The organism is Serratia sp. TSA_7 (genome assembly GCF_052692135.1).
Window position 1 is genome coordinate 330,772 of the sequence record NZ_JBQZFU010000002.1, and the last position, 20,438, is coordinate 351,209.

Below are 20,438 nucleotides of genomic sequence, written 5' to 3' on the forward strand. Positions count from 1 at the left end.
TCTGAATCCCAATCTATACTGGGGTAGGTATTTTACAGTCCATGGAGATTCAGGATGTCTAAGAATAAAACCGTCATAATTACTGGTGCGCTTAGCGGCATTGGCGAAGAATGTGCCCGCACGTTCAGTCAATTGGGGTATAATGTAATAATTTCAGGACGTAATGAAAAAAGAGGTAGGGAATTAGAAACCGAACTACGTCAAATCAATCCTGATACTCACTTCTTTTTAGCCGATATCGTATTTGAAAATCAGGTTTCCGAATTAATTAAGTACACGCAACAAGTCTTTGGGAAAATCGATGTCTTGCTTAATGTTGCAGGTACAGAGGGGCAGCCTATTTCGCATGACAAAACCACAGTCGAAGACTTCCGCCATGTATTTGATACCAATGTGCTGGGAACCCAACTGGTGATGAAGCATGTTCTGCCGGTTATGAGCAAACAGGGGTCAGGCAGCTTGATTAATTTCTCATCGCAAGCTGGGCAAGTCGGTATTCCTGGCGGCAGCGTCTATTCAGCAAGTAAACATGCAGTAAACGGATTAACGCGCTCCGCCGCACTTGAAGTTGCCGCTGACGGGGTACGGGTTAACGCCATTGCGCCCGGGCCAGTAGCAACAGCAATGTTTGACCGGTTTGTGGGGAACGATCCGATAGAGAAGGAAAAATTTCTCAGCAAAATGCCTACCGGGCGTATTGTTACAACCGAGGAGATTGCTGCAACGGCACTTTTCCTGACTTCGGATAATGCCCGTTCTATCATTGGCCAAATTATCACTATTGACGGTGGTTATTCAGTAGGTTAATTCCGCGTGTAATACAACTTTTAAATATCTAATATCAAGTAGAAATAATAAAAAGCCTGCATTAAGCAGGCTTAGTTTACAGCAAAATGATTATGAGCAATATACGCGAGCTTCACGCGGAGCGTAGATGCCAAAGGTCACAAATCCAAGCAACCCATTAACGAAGGTTTGCTGTACTTCTGTACGGACAACTTTGTCAGTCCCACCACAAACAGCGGCAGCATCAATAGTTTTCTTCTGACCAATACCGGCCACAAAGAAGTGGTGAGTAGTGATCTGTTTTGGTGTTACCGCTACGTCATTTTTTACAATAAATGTTTGCTGAGCACAGCCAGTAACAACCATTGCGAGAACTACAGTGGCAAACAACTTCTTCATAACCATTCCTTATGTAAATTAGCAAAACACTTTAACGATAATCCTTTTACATTAATTTACATGCTGGAGTCAATTTTAACAAAAAAATCACACCACACTCTATGTATTACTAGGTTAGTAGTTGTCTTCGTGAACCTCGTATTCAGAAGAAAGGAAGAGTGATTAAAACGTCTATAACAAGGAGTGAAACAGTGGTTAGTTTCCTCTCAAATAGCGCACTTTTGCTTCCTTAACTAGCGGGTCGTGCGGGCAAAATCAATGAAAGCCTTTAACGGAGCAGGTACATGTCGCCGGCCCGGGTAATACAAATGTAGTCCTGGATAGTATGGACACCAATCGGCCAAAACCTGGATCAAGCTCCCTTCGGCCAGATATCGAGTCGCCATGTCCTCGAAGACATAAGCCAATCCCAGCCCCTGTATAGCCGGCCTGAGCATCAGACTGACGTCACCTAGGGTAAGTGAGCCGTTAACTTCAATTTCTTGGGTGATCCCCCCACGCTCGAATTCCCAGCGATAAATTGTCCCACTGGGAAATCGATGGCGAATGCAGGGAATACGCTGCAAATCTTCAGGTTTTTGTGGGACACCGTGAAGCTCGAAAAACTTGGGTGCCCCCACGACAACAGATCGCAGGTTCGGGCCAATTTCCAAAGACACCATGTCTGCGTCCAGTCGATTACTAAAGCGTACTCCTGCATCAAATCCCTCAGCTACTACATCGACGAAAGCATCGCTTTCGACGATCTCCAGCCGGATATCCGGATACTGCTGTAGAAACGGGCTAATTATTGGGAGAAGCACCAATTCGCAAGCCTGGCGACTTGCGGTTATGCGCAAACTGCCTGAAGGCTTGTCGCGAAAGCTATTGAGGTCTTCGAGAGCATCATCAATATCTCGGAATGCAGGTCTCAGGCGGGTGTATAGCCTGTCTCCGGCTTCGGTCAATGCCACGCTACGCGTAGTACGATTGAACAGCCGCACGCCAAGCCGATTCTCCAGTACACGCAAAGAATGGCTCAAGGCTGAAGGGGTAAGGCCAAGATCTATTGCTGCCCTGCTTAGGTTTAGATGTTGAGCAATACTCAAAAATATCGACAGGTCAGCTGGCGATGGTGCTTTCATATATGAGCCATTTTCACAAAGCAATGTCAAATTAGTGGTATTAACACATTAGTAATGAATGTGTACAGTTGTGTCAACCCATCAAGAAGACTTAGCGACACCGAACGGATCGCTGACAGGAGGAGTTGAAATGCGTACTTGGTTCATTACTGGAGCATCCCGTGGATTTGGCACACTCATCGCAGAACATGCCCTGCGTGCGGGAGACTCAGTCATCGCTACCGCTCGCAAGCCAAAAGACATCACTGATCGCTTGGGCGACCACCCAAACCTGCTGGCTGTAAGACTGGATGTCACCAGCGAAGAAGAATCACATCAGGCTGTTGCTGAAGGTATCAAGCGTTTTGGCCAGATTGATGTCGTTATCAATAACGCTGGCTTTGGAGTTTTGGGCGCGGTTGAGGAAACCAGTGCTCGCGAAACGGAGAGTCTGTTCGCCACCAACGTCTTTGGCGTACTGAATGTGACGCGCGCTGTACTACCACACATGCGCCGCCAACGTAGCGGCCACATCATCAACATTTCCTCTGTCGGCGGGTATCAAGCCTATGTTGGCTGGGGGGTTTACGGCTCCACCAAGTTTGCCGTGGAGGGCATCACCGAAGCACTCCACCAAGAGTTGGCCCCCTTGGGTATCCATGCGACGGTAGTTGAACCAGGTTTCTTTCGCACCGATTTCCTTGATGAGCAGTCTTTGATCAAGACTGCACTGGAGCTCTCAGACTACGACGATACCGTCGGGAAAATGCGGCGCTTTGCCGAGGGAGCTAATCACGCTCAGCCTGGTGATCCAGTGAAGTTTGCCGAAGCCATATTGACTCTGGTTAATGCGCCGAACCCTCCTCAGCGCCTAGCGTTGGGCAGTGATACGGTAGCTCGGATCGGCGAGAAGCATCGCTTTGTGGATGCTGAATTAGCCGAATGGAAAGCGCTGTCCCTCTCGACAGACTTTAAAGACTAAACAACGATACGACACAAAAACCGGACTTATCCGGTTTTTGCGTGTATTGGACAGGTAGAATGCGTGGTTATGCTCATACACCGCTAGCTTTAACGGCGCGCAATCAATGTAATTTTAAGCTCGCAATATAAATATCAATAGAATAATTATTCCCCCCAGCGTTTTCATATGTTGGACGCTCCATGAAATTACGTGTTTTTTTTGAAATTTGCATTTATTTTACCCATCTGTTTTATGTTGGATTAATTATATCGCTATTCATATTAATAATTTCTTATGTTTGTTGTATGAAAAGAAATTAATTGGAATATGGTTTAAATAATTTCTAATCATAACCTTCAATAAGGTTTGGAGAAGTATCAATTTCATGAAACATGGAAAACTTTCAACATCTCGCACTCATATTATTTTTGACCTCATTACAGGGCGACTGACTCCCGGAGACATCTGGAAGAAAAAAAACTACCGTTTCAAGTTTATGATAAGAACGGCGTTATATTACGGTCCGACACGGCACATGCTGAAAAACCTTTCAAAACGCACTGATTTTGAATATCTGTTAAACGCACAGATTACTCTGCCAAGTAAACCACACCGTCAGTATTTAATTTTAGGGTTAAATGCGGGCCAGCGCGCCGCAGCAATCGTCGATTATTATCACTATATCGACTCGCTGTCGGCCCCTCGACTCATCAGGGCATTTACATCCCCCGATGAAGTTATGCTGCTGCAATTAGCAGGGAAAGATGAAGCGTGTTTCACGCTTTCAGCATCCAGCGCGCATAAAGCCGAACTCGAAGGGGAAGCGACACTATGGCTGCGTGATAACAACGATAGGTTGCTGGCTAGCCTTACGTTTAGTGTTATGCAGGTAAAGGCAAAGTTGGTCCTGGTGATCGGCGGTCTACAGGGACCAAGACGTGATGTTGCGCACGATGTCATCAAAGACGCAACACGTGCCTGCCACGGGCTTTTCCCAAAGAGGATCCTGATGGAGTTTATTTGGCTACTGGTTGCCCGCACTTCTATCAGCACCATTTATGGCGTCAGCAACGATGGACATGTTTTCCGTGCGCTGCGCTACCGTTGGAGTAAAGGGCATCATTTCCGCGCAAGCTATGACGAATTCTGGGAATCGCTAGGGGGGGTAAAGATGAACAAACGGGTTTGGAATTTGCCCATATGGCCAGAACGGAAGATGCTGGAAAATATCCCAAGTAAAAAACGAGCGGAATATCGGCGCCGTTTTCAGCTACTGGATAGTATGAATGAACAAATTAATAACTGTATCTCAATAAGTAAATAGTATGTTTGGCGAGGGGTAAATATCTGATTAAATCCTCCGTGTTAATCTGATGTTGGGCAACAGGAAAATCTCAATTCCTGCTATGGCGATCTGTTGAAAAATGGCAGCATTCCCCTATTGAAATCATTCCTCGCCCTGCCCCCCAATTATTTCAGTGTGGGGGCGTAAATTAAAGCAGACACGTTTACGGTGAGTACAAAACATTATGCACTGCATCCATTCATTTCTCTAAATTCAATGTAGGATTTCTGCCGAGGTGGCCTTTGCAATGGCTTGTGATTGATAGTATTCCTTTAAAAAACTCAGATTACTCATACGCTCTAGTGCTGAATTCAGGTGAGCTAACTCTCATTGCGCGAACCAAGACTGATCACATCATTGAACCCGGCGCAGTGCTTTACCCTCTGCTTAACGCGGTTTACTCGATAAATGGAGATAAATCGAAAACAATGAAAGCCGCCAAAATCACTAAATTATGCCTTATCTATTGGGAGCTGCTGCGTAAAGAACAGGCTTCAATCAATAAGTAAGGCAATATCACCGCTGGTACAACAGGTGGAGACATAGTGTTTGGCCAAAGAGACCGCTGAATTTTTTTGTGCCTTAGTAAACGTCCGTATGGTGATCTCCCCCTACGGGGAAAAAGACCACCGAACATCGGTGGCCATAGGTTAATGCAATAACAAAACTCGGTGATTAGCCAACTGCTGAATTGGGTGACAACGGCACAGAATCCTTGTCGGCGTAGGCCAGGTGGCTCACCTCACCAACCTCGACCTCAGCCGCTATTCGTCCGCCGTCGACATGCTCGCCGCGGTCGTAGCGATCGTAACCACTGCGTTTCGCATCGGGCATATACCAGGTATGTTCCACCTGGCAACTGAACAGATCCGACACTATCCCGATAACCTCGCCGGCTGGCGGGTACCACGGGGAATCAAAGTGAACAGTCAACGTGTTGATGCCATCCCGAACACAACCGACATTCTGGCCTGATGGCCATTCGACGCCGTACTGTCGACCATAGAGCTCGGCCGTGGTCGGCACATCACGTAACAGTGCGCCTGAACCATTCAGCTCGGTAGCCAGGCGCGTCGGGATCAGCATCAGCATATCGCACGGTGCGGTATACTCAGGCATCATGCCCAAACGCTCCCAACAGCTGCCGGCATCGATGTCAGGGCTCACTCCCACCAGACCGAACCAGTCCGCATACTGGCGAGACAGCACATCCGCCATACGCTCCTTCGCGACGTTGGGGATGTTCTCCCATTTCACGGCGTCAATACCCGACTGGCGATACAGACGCTCAATCAAGCGAATGCTCTCAGCCGTTAACGGGACATCCGCCTTCAGCAACCCGAACCAGTGTTCAAAGGCCAGGTTCTGAGGTGATGCGATACCCGGATGCGTTAATAAGCCCGGATAGGACACGTAAACACCGGGTTTTGTCGTGGCCGGCTTCAGTATGCCGCCGCACCCGGCCAGGAACAGCCGGCAGCTCTGCTGAATGGCATGACGGTAGTCAGGCACAACATGGCCATTCACCCATTGCTGCAGTTCATCCACAAAAACGGATTGGCCCGTGATGACCAGACGATTGGTGCACCAATTTGACATAGTAGTTCTCCTCTTCTTACAAGAAAAAAGAGGAAGCTTTCCCCTACGGGGGAAAGTCTCCCCCGATGGGTTAGGTGTTAAATCATGATGGTCAGGACAAGGGTACTGCCCTGCCGTTAGAGTTCATGCTCACCGATCACGCCCAGCTCTTCCGCCTGGCGCAGATACGGTGATGATGGGGTAAAGGGACTGGCGCCCAGGCGTACCAGGTGGTATTTATCCACCAGGTTGTTGATCGCCTCAAACGGCCGCACTCCCGCTTCCTGTAAAGCCATCACGCACTCCGCTTCACACAGATCGGTATCGTTTAAGGCCAGGCCAAAGTATTTGGCCAGTAACCTGCCGGCAATGGTCTGCCAGTAACGTTGTTCAATCGTCATCACCAGACTCCTCATGCCGCAACGGCAGGATCGGTTGTCACCGCTTCCGCCAAGGGTTTCAGTAAAAACTCTGACGCCTCACGGGCCTGTTTTGCCGCACGAAACAGCGCGCGCTTATCTTCACGCAATACCCTGAGCCAATGTTCAAGGTAACTGTCGTGCTGGATGTCGCCAAAGACGCCAAGCTGTGCGCACATAAAAGCACTGCCCAGCTCCGCCACCAGTTCCTCGAACGCGTATACCGGGTCCCCGAACGCCCGGGAGGAAGACGTGATCCCCTCCCGGTTGAGCCGTGTTGCATGACCGGTGCTGTGCACCAGTTCATGCAATAACGTCGACCAGTAATCCGCCTCGGTTCGAAATTGCTGAACCTGTGGCAGGACAATCTGGTCGCGACCCGGCGCGTAATAGGCTCTGTCCTGGTAAACCTGTTCAACCCGAACGCCACAGGCGTCAACGAGGGTGCTGACCTGAGCCTGTGTTTTCGCATCGACCAACGCCCCCTCCTCTTCCGGCTCCTCTGCCGGCGTAATGCCGACAACTTCCGGGAGGTCGTCGCATTGGGCAACGTTAAACAGGTACAATGGCTTCAGCATGGGTATTCGCATTTTCAGCGGGTTCCCCTCTTCGTCAAACAGCTGCCGGCCGTCAGCATCCTCCACTTGCTTGTCCCAGGGTTTGAATACCACGGCCAGCGTCGCGGTTTCGCCGGCACGCACATACCCACCAACGGCTTCCGCCTGCTTGTAGGTGAGCCAGCGATTGGAGTGAAAACCCCTTTCGTCCGCGGCCATCCATAACAACAGCACATTCACGCCGCTGTAGTGGTAACCGGTCGTGCCGTTCTGCGGCATGATGGCCGTCGACGCGCCGCGGCCCTTGTCGGTCCGCCAGGGCTTGCGCCAGGGCAAGGTTCCCGTCTCGATGGCGGCAATGATTTTGTCCGTAACCTGTTGGTACAGGTCAGTACGTTCGCGACGGGCTTTTGCCGGCCGACGTGATGATGATGTTTTTTTCATGGAGTGCTCCTCGTAAAAAAGGCGCATTCCTCCCCTAGCGGCGAAGAATACGCCCCAGGGGACAGAAAAAAGTGGTTAGAGAGCGGGGTAACGCAGTGCCCCTTTCGGGTTTACCGTGTCAACACGCTGTTTCAGCCGTTCGAACATGGCCAGATAGTCTTCCCGATCGGCGGGCTTTGCCCGCTTGCAATCGGTATGACAGGCCGTGGCCAGCAAGTTGATGGACCGCTCACGCCAGTGTTTAAACTCATCCTGGCTGACACAAACCGAGTAATGGACCTAGGCCAGCTGCAGCATGCGGGCGGTTATACGACGGAAGTCGGCGACACACACCCAGTTAACCGTGGCAACGTGCATATAGACCGTTTCGGGTAACAGGTGGATCCAGAGCTCATGGCCTTGCGACAGTATTCGCTCGATACAACTGTCGTTCAGCATCAGCTCCTCGCCAAAGTCGTCGCCGCCAGCGAGCCGCCGGGACGTTTCATACCAGGCTTCATCCTTTTCGGGATGGCAACCGTCGGCATACGCCAGGTGCTTGATACGGCCGGTGGCGTTTCGTTCGCCCACAGCAGGCATCAGATAGACGCCGTCGTCTTTGGCCAACACCAACGCACACTGATTGGCGCGGACTTCAGCCACCACGGCGCGCAGTTCTGCAGGGTTAAAATGCAACATGATAAGTCTCCTTAAAAAGCGGAGACGACTTCCCCTGGAGGGGAAGCCCCTCCAGGGAAATAAAACGTTATGGCCAGCGCGGTGGTGTTACCACGAAGCCCGGAAGTAAAGGTGATACCGACTAAAATCGAAACCGGTAAGTACGCTGTTAACGTACGTTTTCAGTAAGTCGACCTGCATCCAGTACACATCGCAGTAGTCGCGAGAGTCATCAGGGAACTCCTCATGGCAGTTCGCTTCATTCAATCGTGACAACAGCATCTGCAGCATCTGGATGTCATTGCGGTCGAACGCCATCAGCTCACCGCTTTTGACGTCCCCGACACTGTTGGCCACCCAATGCATCAACGCAGTAAACCCGCGAAAATGACAGGAGTGAACCAGCAGCGGCGGATGGTAGTGGTTACACGTTTTGTGGTTGTATATTCGCGGCGCCTGCACACAATCACCGCCGTCCTCCAGCCACGCTGGTGAACACGGCACCCAGTCGCCAACGGGTGTCCAGTCGCCGTTAACCGGCAACATCGGATAGTCAGCCTTACGCTGACGGAAAAAGTTGATATCAAGCCCCATGGGTCACTCCTCTCGGTATACGGACAGGAGCTCCCCTGCAGGGAGGCCCTGCCGGGTGAATAAAAAAATCGCGACTATGCCGCCGAATGCGCCTGATTCAAACGCGCCGCCAGCACGTCATCCATGCCGACAATAACGCACCAGCGACAAAGCAGTTCATCGGGATCATCGTTATGACTGCTATACCCTTCCAAATGGTAAAGAATGGAGTCATCAGTCAGTGCCGCCTCATCCACTTCACCTGGAGCAATAAGTTCTGGGCGTTTGAGGTGGTGGCGCAACCAGAGTAGTGGCAACTCCCATCCTGGATATTTGGCGAGTTTGGAGTCGTTCCGCTCTATCCGTACAGAGCCAGGGCACAGGTTATGAATCAGTGTCAGAACCAGTCGGTGAAAAAAGTCGGGGCGCTGAAAGAACCCCACACGTTCTTCGACGTCAGGCACCGGTTGCATCGGACTATTTTCCTCTGATTCCGGTGATACACGTAAACCGGCCGTTTCGAAGATCATGCCATCAAACAGCTGGCCGGCTTCCGTGATACCTTCTGGCCGGGCTTCATCCGGCAACAACCAGAACACCTCGGTTACCGCCAGGGTGAAATCAATCCACTCGTCCTGGGACGGTGGTGCGACAAAATACACGTTCATACTCACGATAAATCCTCCGGTAACAAAAAATTGGGGGGATTTATCCCCCTGACGGGAATAAATCCCCGTCAGGGTGTGTGTCTGTCAGGCTGCCGTGCCGATCACCAAACCTCGAGCTCGCCAATAGCTATGTCGGCTTCGACATAACGCTTGCCTTGCTCCACGGCCTGTGTCCAATAAGACGCATGAATATCTTTGCTCAGTGTATCCAGGCGAGCCATAAGCGCTTGCCCGTTAGCGGAAAGTGTCGATATATAGCCGTACTGCATGACCAGCAGGAAACCACCAAAGGCCTCTCCCGCATTGATAACGGCATTTTCCACATCATTCAGCTCAGTGGGGTCTTCACGTTCAATACCCAATCCCAAGCGCTGGCAAGCCCGTATACTCATGAGCTTACCTTCAACCAGGCAAAGGAAATGAAACGCATCAAGCGCGGTTTTCACGTCAAGTACGTTGGGTAACTGGGTATGCATCGATAAATCCTCCACAAAAAGAAAAGCGGGATTTATCCCCATAACGGGTGTAAATCCCCGTCAGGGTATTAAGTGGGTAAACCGACAGCTCTAAAAGCGGTAACGCAGTCTGGCCAAATGCTCAGCATGTTGGCTAGCGAGTCGGTAAGCTTTTCTGCGCTCGGTATGTTTGCAAGCCAGCACAACATGGGTGCTTGCGTAGGTATATTCGCCTTTGTACCAACCTTTGCGCAGCGTCAGCAACGCGCTGACCGAACCATCATCACTGCAGATAACATGCGCGCGAACGGCAAAATTACCTGCTGCATTGACGTACCAGTCAGTAAAACGCGGCGGCGTCATGCGAAAAGGTATTCGCTGGACAGCCGATTTGACACGGTGCAGGGTTGAGAAGAAATCAGGAACAACTGAAGAAGTAAAAACAGACATGGTGTTTCTCCTGTAAAAAAGGGAAACACCGCTCCCAGGGGAAAGGTATTTCCCCTGGGGATTGGATTGCGGTAACCGCAATCGTCAGTACCTTCATCACCGTTAAGTGATCCCTGTTCTCAAAGGTTAAACAGGGTTACCGCCACTGGGGCTTCCTCTTTCAGGCTACGAGGCTATTGGCAGTCACCCGAAGGCGTTTCTCACAGACCGCTGAAACTTTGGCTGGCACTCACCCGAAGGCGCTTCTCACAGAGTGCTGAAGCATTGGCTGGTTGTCCGAAGACAACAAGTAAGCCTGTTCATTTTCGAATCAAAAGAGAACAATGTCAACCACAGGAGAACTAAAATGCAGCCAGGTTATGTTTCTTAAAAAAATCAAGCTATATAATCAGTGTTCGAATCCTGACACTATCAATATCACGTCAACATGTTAAATATGGAAAAAAACTGTTATTAACAGCAACCATTAAAACCTACCAAATGTAATTGCAAACACATCAATAAAGAAATTATTTTAATATGGGACATGGCATAGTCCTAACCGAACAAAACCAACAAAAAATAAATATATTTTCACACCTGCAACCGTAACGTGAAAGTCATTCCCCCTTCTGGAGCGATTTCCGCATCTAGGCTCCCTCTATGTAACTCACAAATAGCACGTGCGATAGAAAGTCCCAACCCACTACCGCCTGAAGATCTCGCTCTGGAGCTTTCAGCGCGAGCAAAACGTTCAAACATATGCGGTAAAAACTCACTGCTTACCCCGGGCCCGTAATCACGGAAACGTACTGCTAGAAAACCGGGTTCGTCACATAAGCTGATCTCCTGATGCCGCCCCTCTTTGGCATAACGCAATGCGTTATCCATCAAAATGATAAATACCTGCCCCATACGATAAGGATCGACCAAAAGACTCGGTGAGGTATGTGATTCCAGAGTGAAAGTAAAGCCTTGTAGTTCAGCCTGCGGCCTCAACCAGAGGATCCGTTCTCTAAGTAATTCAACAATATTAACCGGAGACTTATCCAGTAACAGTTGCCCCGCCTGCGCCATGGATAACAGGTACAGATCATCAATCAAACGGTTAAGATGATGAAGCTGACTCATGACAAGGTTAAGCTGCTTCGTTTCACAAGGAAAAATGCCATCAATCATTCCCTGCATCCGTCCGGTCGCTGCAGTAAGGGGAGAGCGTAGCTCATGGGCCATTGCCACGTGAGAAGCCTTGAGTTCACGTTCATATTGCGAAAGGCGCTCCGTCATCGTATTAAAGTCGTTAGTCAGGTTGATGAGCTCTACCGGCACTCTTCTTTCCAGCCCGACACGATGCGAAAACTCCCCTTCAGAGACCTTCCTCGCTATTTTCGCAATACGGGTAAATTGGCGTGATAGCGGACGGGCAGCATATAGCCCAAGGATAACAATTGTCGGTATAGCGACCAAAACTAGGGAACAAAGCAGCATCAAGTCAATAGAGGTGGCAGAAGGATTAGAGAAGTTTACGCCATACCAAGCATCCACCAGTTGATGATAGCGTGTGATATTAATGTCTGGGTCTGCCAACAGTTTCTGCATCTCTTCCCTGGTAGACTCAGGCATAGAGTGCAGTTTCCAAAGATATACCAGACGATAAGCACCCCACATACAACTGGCAATAATGATCACGCAACCAATAGCCAGTGAGAGGACCCGCAATAAAATCCAACGCGATAAAGATGACGGTTTGTGTGACTTGTCCATACTTACCTGAACCTGTATCCGAAGCCCCTGACGGTGAGCAGCACTCCAGTGACGCCGGCATTCTCCAATTTTTTACGTAGCTTATAAATATGCATGTCCATCACTCGCTCCATAGCCTCACTTTCTGGTAAACACTTTTCTAGCAACTCCTGACGTGAAAAAACCTTGGTAGGTGCACGTAAAAGTGTCGCCAACAAGCTGAATTCTGTCGGGGTTAGCTCGAGATTTTGGACTTTATCAGCGGAGGTTTCGACGGAGGCCACCATCGATTCAGTATCAAGGCGCAATGAGCCAAAAGACAGGCTCTCTTTCACATGATTTTGATAGTAATAGCGTCGCATTACCGCATGCACACGGGCCATCACTTCCCCAGGATGATAAGGCTTGACGATATAGTCATCGGCACCATAACGAAGTGCACCGATCTTATCCGTCGCATCCCCCATTCCGGTGATCATAATGACGGGAGTGTCACTCTTTTTCCTTAACTGGCTCAAAATTTCCGTCCCGTTGATACCCGGCAGCATCATGTCAAGCAAGATTAAGTCAGGCTTCAGGCGCTGAACCATCTCCATCCCTTTAGAACCATCCCCAGCCACTGAGACATGGAAATGCTCCCGTTGTAGATAAGCTTCCAGCACCTGTGCGGCATCACTGTCATCTTCAATAATCAATACATGTTTTTTGTCCATAACGTTTTCCTGACTACCAATAAATCCCTCTCATTCCTGTATAGTTACTGGCCGCTTTTACAGCCAGTAACTATGCGAAATTATGTCATGTTCAGCGTCATTGCTTGTCGAGTTGCTTAATAATCGCATCGAACCCCGCACGAGTATAGGCATCCACCCCATTGTTATCTGCCTGCGGCAAGCTGGATTGCTTCACAATCACCACGTTTGCTGTCGGATCAATGTATACCCATTGACCGTAAACACCAATTGCCGTATAGGCATGATGAGCGTTATTGCGGATCCAGAATTGGTCCTTATAGCTCCAGCCAGCCCTTCTGCCGCAGATCCACTTTCCGCAAATACATTAATATCGCCGCCAGAAGTGATGCTCTCTATGGCCTTGTACGGCAGGATTTTTTCCCATTAAATTCACCTTTATTCAATAACATCACGCCGACCTTAGCCAGATCTATTGCCGTAGCATTCACACCGCCACCACAGGATGGGGTGCCTGATTTATCAACCAACACGAAGGCACCTCTGCTCATACCGAGTTTAGACCACAACCGATCTGACAATAACGTTTCAAATGTCTCCCCTGAGGCACGTTCTGTAAGCCAGCAAAGTACATCCGTAGTGGGAGTCACATAATGGAACTTATCACCATGTTTTCTCTGCTTTTTCAGTGTAGTTAAGAACTGACGAATAGTCCTCGGCCCATGGTCATTTTTGAGCTCAGGAGCCGCACCTTTCAACTCAGGTATATAATCCATGACCTTAGCATCCCTGTTTAACTTCCCTTCAGCAACGAGAAAGGTGGCCAGTATCCCGGTAAGTGATTTTGATACAGACATTACCAGATGGCGAGTGCGACTACTTTGCCCATCGAAGTAATTTTCGTATCTTATTTCGCCATTTTTTATGACGAAAACGAATCTGTTCGTGTCTGATGCAACATATCCGCGACAGTTTTTCGAAAAACACGATGAATAACCGGATCTTCAAAGTCGAAATTTATTTCGTTCATATTCAACTGAGGCTTACCTGTTCCAAGCGAGTAAACCGGCGTACCTGCAGTATCAATACTTTTATGGGGGAAAAACTCCTTTGCATGTTTAAAGCTGTAACGATTATTTCTCTGGCTCAGCATGTTGTATTGCTCGATACCAAGTTCAGTACGTGTTTTGCCGGCACTAGAGATATTCTCACCTAGTCCGATAACGGAAGCCGAAGACTGGGCATAGACTGATGAAGTCAAACACAATGACATAATTATGGAGAAGAGTATCTTTTTCATTCAATGCATCCTGGTTATAATCCAGCACGAATTAAATACCGTTACTATCAAGATACTGCTAATCAATTGTCAATTTTTTATCAACTTGTGATTTTAATTGACATTCATTAGCATATTCCCACGATAAGCTCTACGCCCATAATTATTAATCCATAACAGTTTCAAACGACACTTTTTGCTAGGATGCCTTAGGTGTTTTTCCTGATTCATCATCAATAAGTTGATCTAAGAACCCCACCTCTACTATCATTCCTCAAGGCACACTGCTGGCAGAACCAGAAACATCCCCCCATCTACGGACTCAAGATGGATTTCATCACCAGATCTGTAAACGCTTAGCAGCCAGCAACTCAGTCAATCTGACTGGGAATCCCTGCCAGCGATAAAAAAACAGCTATTCGGTATGTATCATGGTGCATCAAGAACACTTTCGGGTAAGTGCTTGACGTGTCTGCTCACTAATGGCATCGGTAAGTTCATAACGCCGCCGATATACAGCACGTTTTTTACTCGGCACATCGCCTAACCTTTTCCTGATGATATTAATAGGTATCGAATAATAACCATGGCTGTCTATATCTCCGCCAGACATTTCCCAGAAGGAGTCATAATCAGCATGCAAATGTTTAACCCTGTTTTTATACCTGACAGCCTGGTATACATGAAGTTTATTGGATACTGCGAAAATTTTATCCACGCTGAGCAGACTGGCAACCTGAATTAGAGACTCCAGAACAAGCCTCTTTGGGAACAAACCATACAGATTTTTTGTTGCCTGCTGGACAAGTTCTTGAGCGTTGTCATTATTAGGCCCCTGTAACCCACCTATAATTACAGACCTTTTGTTATCGCGTAAGCAAAGCACAAACGTGATTTCCGCCAGCATTTGTCCGGAACCGTCTCTCAGAATGATGCTGGCTTCCCCTTCTCGATCCAGCCTACATGTCGAAACAAACTGAAGGATAAATAGTTGATCATCTTTCCCCATAAACTGACACAAGCAGAGTCCGTCGGGCGACAGATGGCTCTTGAACGCTTCAACATCCAGGAAAGAGGTCAGCATGCTGTAATGGTAAAGGATGGCTTGCATCCTTTCTCCACTGGATAAGGCTGCGCTTACATACGGGCGGTGGATCCGACAGGGTAACCGGGGCTGATTTTGCAAAAGCTCATAATAAAGCGGATGACTCGTAAGAAGACTCAGTAACTGATAAGTTTTCACCGGCATAAGCAGAGAACGAGAAAAAAATTTAAATCGAAAGTGAGGAGAGTTCCAGAACCGGTGCGGCTGCAGATTACCGATAGATAAGGCCATGTAAAGTCCAAGCGGTGATTCAGGAAGTGAAACTGCTGTACGATTGTTTGAAATGTGAGACATTATGATATTCCGAAGCTAGCGCCTTCTACTTCATCAATACTGCAAAAAATAAATTCAGGTGTTCGTGCAGAATCAATGAGGTGAAATCGTATTTTATGATTACAGGGCACACTAGCGTGAAATAATCAATGACTGGTCAATACAACATCAATATTCAGTCAACAAAAGACACCAGATAATAAATTGATCAATGAATGAAAAACATGATTAAACATCTGAAATAATTAAGGTAACAGTGACAGATTACGATCTGCATCCTACAGACCAATCGCTGGAAAGCACTCACCAGGCCAACCCCGGCCGAACATTTTCAGGTTAGCACCCTCCTAAAACTCTGAAGCTGGGTACCCCGAATCGGGCGTGGTCGATGGATTTTGTTATGAAGGCACACTCATTGGAGACAAGTTATCCGGTTGATCCACTATCATTCACCGGGTCCGGATCGCCTTCAATGATTAAGACATGTTTCACAGACTCACATTGATTAAACATTGATAAACCCTTGTCGATTTCTTTATTATTTGTGGCGATACTTCCGGAGTTGTTAACAAGCATAATTCACTCTAGGAGCTCGTATGAAGGGGATAAAAAGGACACTATCGGTGATATTGTTTTTGCCATTTGTAACTTATGCATCATCTGTCGAAAATAAACATGAGATAACCGTTGGAATAGGAACACAGTATGCACCTACGTATATTGGAGCCGATAAATATGACGTGACAAACGCACCTTATTTTGAATGGACCAACGGGAGCTGGTTCGTGAGCTCAGAAAAAGGTATTGGGATTACTCATTCCTTTGATAATGGTTTATACTTGGGGCAGGCATTGGGGTATACATGGGGTCGAACAACTGATGGTGATTCGTGGTTACAGTCTGGCTCCGACCACCTCAAAGGAATGGGGAAAATAAACACAGCATTAAACTCAACAACAACTCTCGGTTGGTGGATGACTCCCTGGATTGGCGTTGAAGGAACCATTGTCGCCCCCCTGACTGAAAGCCAAGGAGTTAATTACAACATAGGTGTTAATGCTGTTTTATTTAATGATGACAGCAACACGCTAACAGCCAGTGGCGTCATGCATTATGGCGACGCTCGTTATAATAACACCTGGTTTGGTGTTAATGAGAAGCAAAGCCGAAATTCAGAGTTCAAGAGTTTTAACTCCACAGGGGGCTTATACAGTGTCGATTATAGTATTAACTGGCAACACTTATTTAATGAAAACTGGTCTGGTTACGCGGCTCTACACTATACTACACTGGCTAACCATGTGAGGCACAGCCCCATCGTGCAGAAGGATGATTATTTCACTTTCACAATAGGTGCATTTTATTCTTTCTAATATGATAAAAGTATTTACGTAACTTTTTGTAACGTCGCAGCCCCGTGAGAGCTGCGACCTTTTACCACTACTTACTCAATATCATCTTTAAAATAGACTTGTCTAATATAACGTCCCCGCCCATCACCATGACCTAAATCCATAGAGACCAATGCATTCGCCTCTTCTCGGCTCATACCATTATTGACATGATGAGTTACAGCATCCTTTGCATAGGCATATCGCAAACTATGAGGCGCATCCTTTCCAATCATACCTGCGTCACGTACGATATTTCTGTATCGTTCTATCGCCGTATGTAGAGAAGGCTTATCAATCAACTTCCCTTTATGCTCATCGCAATGTTTTATCGCCTTATCCAAAACAGATAAAACTTTCTCACGGTTAAAAACTGTTGTATCTCGAGGGCGACCACCTTTTGTCCCGAAAACCACCTTCACCCTATCGTTACCATTTAAAATGGCTTGTTTCCAGGTTTTTAGCGATTTGGCCGACTGAACCGTCTCCTCCGTTCTCAGCCCCAAATAACGAGATAATTGCACGCCGATTGCTACCCCTTCGTCCTTTTTAAAAACATGGTTAACAATTGCCGATAACTTATCATCGGGGAGTGGTGTTTTTGTCCCATCGCGGCTTGCTCCTGATATACCCAGCGCCTGATTACTCAACTTATCATGCGAAGGGTCTGCAAGTTTATTTCGCCCCGCTGCTGACATGATCGAACGGACCGATGCCATTTCATTTTGGAGCGTGCGTATTGATATATTTTCAGCCTTACGACTATTAATATAATTTTCAATATGGGACGTCTTAACATGCTTAACGTCACGGATCTGGATATTTAATTTCGCAAGACGTTCAGAAAAGCGTTCCGCTATTCTCGAACGGTCAGCGACGGTTTTAAAACTCCCCCGTCCCTGGCGGGCGAGAGTAACCAGCTGCTTACTGAGTTTTGACATCGATTCTCCTCCCACGGGATGCACAACCCTCTGCTTTCCACAAAGCAGACGGATCTGTACCCCAGTAATTTCAACCCCGACGACACGGTTGCTTTTGCGCTTCCTGCGTCTCGACTGGTATCTGTGCATCGGGGCGGCGAAATGTTGAGTTATTTCGAGGCTCCCCAGGTCTCTGACCTGTTCGCGGCTTTCGCCGGCCTGACGTTAGTCAGTCTGCCTCCACACACTACTGTTCGTAGTGTCGCCATCGATACCGAGTCGATTTCCTCCTTTTAGATAGTGAAACGTTCAAAACGGTGTTTTCCGTTGTAATTACGTTGAAGTTAATGAGTGTTTAAAACCGTACTGACACGGACTACGTGTTGGTCAGATGGTAGTAAAACGTTGAAAGCCACGTCGTACGTGGGTTGAGACATTATGCGCTACGCGCGTCACTTGGTAGTGTCTTCGCCACTTCACAAGTGACGCGCGCTCCTCAGCTCCTAATGAGACTCACGTAAGCGGCCAAATGTACCAAATGGCCTTATACGTGCGTTCAAAAGTCGCATCGTCAGCAACACGTCTTAAAAGATAAAATAATCAAAGCGTTGAAGCCTAAAACCTCGCCTTGGCGAGCTTTACAGCGGAAGGACGTAATGCATACGTTTTAGTGAAAGGAACCGTCCCAGGACTGGTGCGGTTGAGTCATTAGTGAACCTTCATCACTGTCGTGATCTCCGTTCTCAAAGGGTAAACGGAGGTACCGCCACATGGGCATCCTCTTTCAGGCTACGAGGATATTGTGACCACCCGAAGGCGTTTCTCACAGGTCACATGAAACATTGGATGGCACTCACCCGAAGGCGCCTCTCACAGAGTGCTGAGACATTGGATGGTCGTCCTGGGACGACAACACAGCGCAGTTAGCTTAAGCGATAATATCCTGCATAGTCAATTATCGTCATCCACACACTCACGATTAACGTATTTTTACCTTCATCCCCATATTGTTTTAACGTGGATAGGATTGATAATATTTTAAATTTTCACTTAAAAACCCTCTTCAAAATCTCGTTTAATAGCCCTGATTTATTCCTGTTCCCTTACACCTCGACTTTATTTTAAAAATAAAAACCACTGGTTATTTAAGCGAGATTAAACAGTGGAGTTATTAATTAAATTCCCAAAAAAAGGAAACTTAAAAACTTCACATTTAAATTACTTAGCTTGATTTAGTTAATTAATAAATCCAAAACAGAGTTACTATCTAATAAATTTAATTATTAAATACAATCTAAACCTAGGTTTATTATTTTAGCCAACTAAAAGAAAAATCTGTAAATAGCGTTATACAAAAGTCATCAAACGTTTTCTACGAATATTTAAAAAAGAAATCACATCCAGTATTTACTTCCCAATAAATAAAATTTTCCAGCATGGACCCGACTGTCCGACAATGCCATTAGCTTATCGCTATTTTTATACGAATGATAATCTTGAAAGAGCGTCAATCGCAACTCACGTCCGCAACGAGAATCACTCAGCGTAGACTACAACTGCACCCTAACCCCGCCTCAATGATATCAATCAGATAATTACACCGTTTCCTTATGTTGAATTACCACAGCACTGGCTAAAAAAAACCCTTTCTATCTTGATCTTACAAAAATTAGGCCGGTCAAAATAACCGGCCTGTTCCCTAGGTGTCGCCTTATTTTTAGTCGGCTATGTGTGCCTTGATGTTTAGCAACTCTAAACAAGTTTTATGTTAAGTGATGCTAAACATGTCGTCAACTTTTTATCTAACTTATCTGACGATATCCTATGATTCCTCAACGACTGAAATTTGCGCGTTTACGAGCCGGCTTTACGCAGGAAAAGTTGGGCGTGCTGGCAGGTATTGATGAGGCGACTGCTCGTTCACGGATCTCGCAATATGAGAGTGGTACTTATACCCCTTCATTTACAACGATGTGCGCGCTCGCCAGAGTACTTAATGTGCCTGAATGCTATTTTTATATCTTGGATGATGATTTTGCAGAAAAGGTACTACGGTTATACCTAGAATGAATAACGCATGCTTCAAAACAAAAAATCTCGGCCGTGATGAAATCTTTATCTCATCTCTTAAGCGATTGGTGACTACTTTTGGGAACTATGCGTTGACTGAACTAGCGATGAATGGGCCGTTTCGGAATATAGAGCATGGTCACAGCTTTGGCGACCAGCCCTCAGGATTAGTCACAGTACCCAGTTCGTCGGAAAAACGCTTCGTTATGGATATACCCTCACTCTGCTGATTGCCCCTATCCCGAAATCCTGCCCCATTCAGAAGCATTTACCGGAGTGCGCACATTTCACAAAGCTTAAAGGTTGCGCAATGTTAAGTAATAGTTAAAATCATCTAGTTGCAGTTAAGGTTAAAACACTTTTTTTGCGTAGGTATGAGCAATAATATCAATAAATTGCTATAGCGATCCTACCTCAGACAATCGTTTTTAGCCTATCCACCTTGGGTTCCGCATCTCACGGCGAAAACATCATCAATCCCTAACGGCTATGGACGCCCATAAACAGCAGTTTCGGTTATCACAGGAAAATGCTATAGAATTATCCACTACTTATGCTGTACTTAAACCTTAAAATCACATTTATCAA

22 protein-coding genes are annotated in these 20,438 nt (G+C 47.2%); 6 read left to right on the forward strand and 16 right to left on the reverse strand.

Annotated elements, in window-relative coordinates:
* Window positions 1–54 precede the first annotated feature (54 nt).
* Complete coding sequence (locus ACUTQW_RS10470) at window positions 55–807, forward strand: SDR family NAD(P)-dependent oxidoreductase (protein ID WP_064799152.1); 753 nt, start codon at window positions 55–57, stop codon at window positions 805–807.
* Window positions 808–897: 90 nt separating this feature from the next.
* On the opposite strand, the gene ACUTQW_RS10475 is transcribed toward ACUTQW_RS10470, so the two are convergent.
* The gene (locus ACUTQW_RS10475; RefSeq protein WP_020439749.1) at window positions 898–1,185 is read right to left on the reverse strand and encodes a Bor family protein; all 288 of its coding nucleotides are present in this window, start codon (window positions 1,183–1,185) and stop codon (window positions 898–900) included.
* Between the two features lie 233 nt (window positions 1,186–1,418).
* Window positions 1,419–2,309: a LysR family transcriptional regulator gene (locus tag ACUTQW_RS10480; protein ID WP_020439750.1), complete on the reverse strand. Its 891-nt coding sequence runs from the start codon at window positions 2,307–2,309 to the stop codon at window positions 1,419–1,421.
* A gap of 130 nt (window positions 2,310–2,439) precedes the next feature.
* Here ACUTQW_RS10480 and ACUTQW_RS10485 point away from each other — a divergent pair, with 130 nt between their 5' ends.
* The 3 genes from ACUTQW_RS10485 to ACUTQW_RS10495 all read left to right on the forward strand — a co-directional run bounded on the left by ACUTQW_RS10485 (window position 2,440) and on the right by ACUTQW_RS10495 (window position 5,106).
* Window positions 2,440–3,270 (forward strand): oxidoreductase, encoded by an 831-nt coding sequence (locus ACUTQW_RS10485; protein ID WP_020439751.1) that lies wholly within the window; start codon window positions 2,440–2,442, stop codon window positions 3,268–3,270.
* 367 nt (window positions 3,271–3,637) lie between these two features.
* On the forward strand, window positions 3,638–4,576 hold the full coding sequence (locus tag ACUTQW_RS10490) for a VirK/YbjX family protein (protein ID WP_064799153.1): 939 nt from the start codon (window positions 3,638–3,640) through the stop codon (window positions 4,574–4,576).
* A gap of 275 nt (window positions 4,577–4,851) precedes the next feature.
* Window positions 4,852–5,106, forward strand: a complete 255-nt coding sequence (locus ACUTQW_RS10495) for a hypothetical protein (protein WP_407822032.1) — start codon at window positions 4,852–4,854, stop codon at window positions 5,104–5,106.
* 166 nt (window positions 5,107–5,272) lie between these two features.
* Here ACUTQW_RS10495 and ACUTQW_RS10500 read toward each other — a convergent pair whose 3' ends face one another.
* The 13 genes from ACUTQW_RS10500 to ACUTQW_RS10560 all read right to left on the reverse strand — a co-directional run bounded on the left by ACUTQW_RS10500 (window position 5,273) and on the right by ACUTQW_RS10560 (window position 15,490).
* A complete protein-coding gene (locus tag ACUTQW_RS10500) occupies window positions 5,273–6,196 on the reverse strand; it encodes a DUF1281 domain-containing protein (protein ID WP_020439753.1) in 924 nt (307 codons plus the stop codon).
* A 116-nt stretch (window positions 6,197–6,312) separates the two neighbouring features.
* A complete protein-coding gene (locus ACUTQW_RS10505; RefSeq protein ID WP_006327925.1) occupies window positions 6,313–6,576 on the reverse strand; it encodes a TA system toxin CbtA family protein in 264 nt (87 codons plus the stop codon).
* A gap of 11 nt (window positions 6,577–6,587) precedes the next feature.
* Window positions 6,588–7,595 (reverse strand): ArdC family protein, encoded by a 1,008-nt coding sequence (locus ACUTQW_RS10510; RefSeq protein WP_006327926.1) that lies wholly within the window; start codon window positions 7,593–7,595, stop codon window positions 6,588–6,590.
* 279 nt (window positions 7,596–7,874) lie between these two features.
* A complete protein-coding gene (locus tag ACUTQW_RS10515; protein ID WP_006327928.1) occupies window positions 7,875–8,273 on the reverse strand; it encodes a DUF3085 domain-containing protein in 399 nt (132 codons plus the stop codon).
* A gap of 87 nt (window positions 8,274–8,360) precedes the next feature.
* Window positions 8,361–8,846: a hypothetical protein gene (locus ACUTQW_RS10520; protein WP_006327929.1), complete on the reverse strand. Its 486-nt coding sequence runs from the start codon at window positions 8,844–8,846 to the stop codon at window positions 8,361–8,363.
* 74 nt (window positions 8,847–8,920) lie between these two features.
* Window positions 8,921–9,499, reverse strand: coding sequence for a hypothetical protein (locus ACUTQW_RS10525; protein WP_135638622.1), 579 nt, complete (start codon window positions 9,497–9,499; stop codon window positions 8,921–8,923).
* Window positions 9,500–9,594: 95 nt separating this feature from the next.
* On the reverse strand, window positions 9,595–9,969 hold the full coding sequence (locus ACUTQW_RS10530; protein ID WP_006327931.1) for a hypothetical protein: 375 nt from the start codon (window positions 9,967–9,969) through the stop codon (window positions 9,595–9,597).
* Window positions 9,970–10,059: 90 nt separating this feature from the next.
* Window positions 10,060–10,398 (reverse strand): hypothetical protein, encoded by a 339-nt coding sequence (locus tag ACUTQW_RS10535; protein ID WP_006327932.1) that lies wholly within the window; start codon window positions 10,396–10,398, stop codon window positions 10,060–10,062.
* A gap of 573 nt (window positions 10,399–10,971) precedes the next feature.
* Window positions 10,972–12,141, reverse strand: coding sequence for a sensor histidine kinase (locus ACUTQW_RS10540; protein WP_006327933.1), 1,170 nt, complete (start codon window positions 12,139–12,141; stop codon window positions 10,972–10,974).
* A gap of 2 nt (window positions 12,142–12,143) precedes the next feature.
* Complete coding sequence (locus ACUTQW_RS10545; RefSeq protein ID WP_006327934.1) at window positions 12,144–12,833, reverse strand: response regulator transcription factor; 690 nt, start codon at window positions 12,831–12,833, stop codon at window positions 12,144–12,146.
* 374 nt (window positions 12,834–13,207) lie between these two features.
* Complete coding sequence (locus tag ACUTQW_RS10550; RefSeq protein WP_080589810.1) at window positions 13,208–13,738, reverse strand: serine hydrolase domain-containing protein; 531 nt, start codon at window positions 13,736–13,738, stop codon at window positions 13,208–13,210.
* Window positions 13,735–14,112, reverse strand: coding sequence for a hypothetical protein (locus ACUTQW_RS10555; RefSeq protein WP_020439758.1), 378 nt, complete (start codon window positions 14,110–14,112; stop codon window positions 13,735–13,737). The genes ACUTQW_RS10550 and ACUTQW_RS10555 overlap by 4 nt, the downstream gene beginning before the upstream one ends.
* 418 nt (window positions 14,113–14,530) lie before the next feature.
* Window positions 14,531–15,490, reverse strand: a complete 960-nt coding sequence (locus tag ACUTQW_RS10560) for a VirK/YbjX family protein (protein ID WP_006327936.1) — start codon at window positions 15,488–15,490, stop codon at window positions 14,531–14,533.
* A gap of 575 nt (window positions 15,491–16,065) precedes the next feature.
* Between ACUTQW_RS10560 and ACUTQW_RS10565 the strand changes: the two genes are divergently transcribed.
* Entirely contained in the window at window positions 16,066–16,842 is a 777-nt protein-coding gene (locus ACUTQW_RS10565; RefSeq protein ID WP_020439760.1) for a MipA/OmpV family protein, read from the forward strand.
* Window positions 16,843–16,913: 71 nt separating this feature from the next.
* Here ACUTQW_RS10565 and ACUTQW_RS10570 read toward each other — a convergent pair whose 3' ends face one another.
* Window positions 16,914–17,801: an integrase domain-containing protein gene (locus ACUTQW_RS10570; RefSeq protein ID WP_006327938.1), complete on the reverse strand. Its 888-nt coding sequence runs from the start codon at window positions 17,799–17,801 to the stop codon at window positions 16,914–16,916.
* Window positions 17,802–19,604: 1,803 nt separating this feature from the next.
* On the opposite strand from ACUTQW_RS10570, the gene ACUTQW_RS10575 reads away from it, so the two are divergent.
* Window positions 19,605–19,850: a helix-turn-helix transcriptional regulator gene (locus ACUTQW_RS10575; protein ID WP_071825613.1), complete on the forward strand. Its 246-nt coding sequence runs from the start codon at window positions 19,605–19,607 to the stop codon at window positions 19,848–19,850.
* Window positions 19,851–20,438 lie beyond the last annotated feature (588 nt).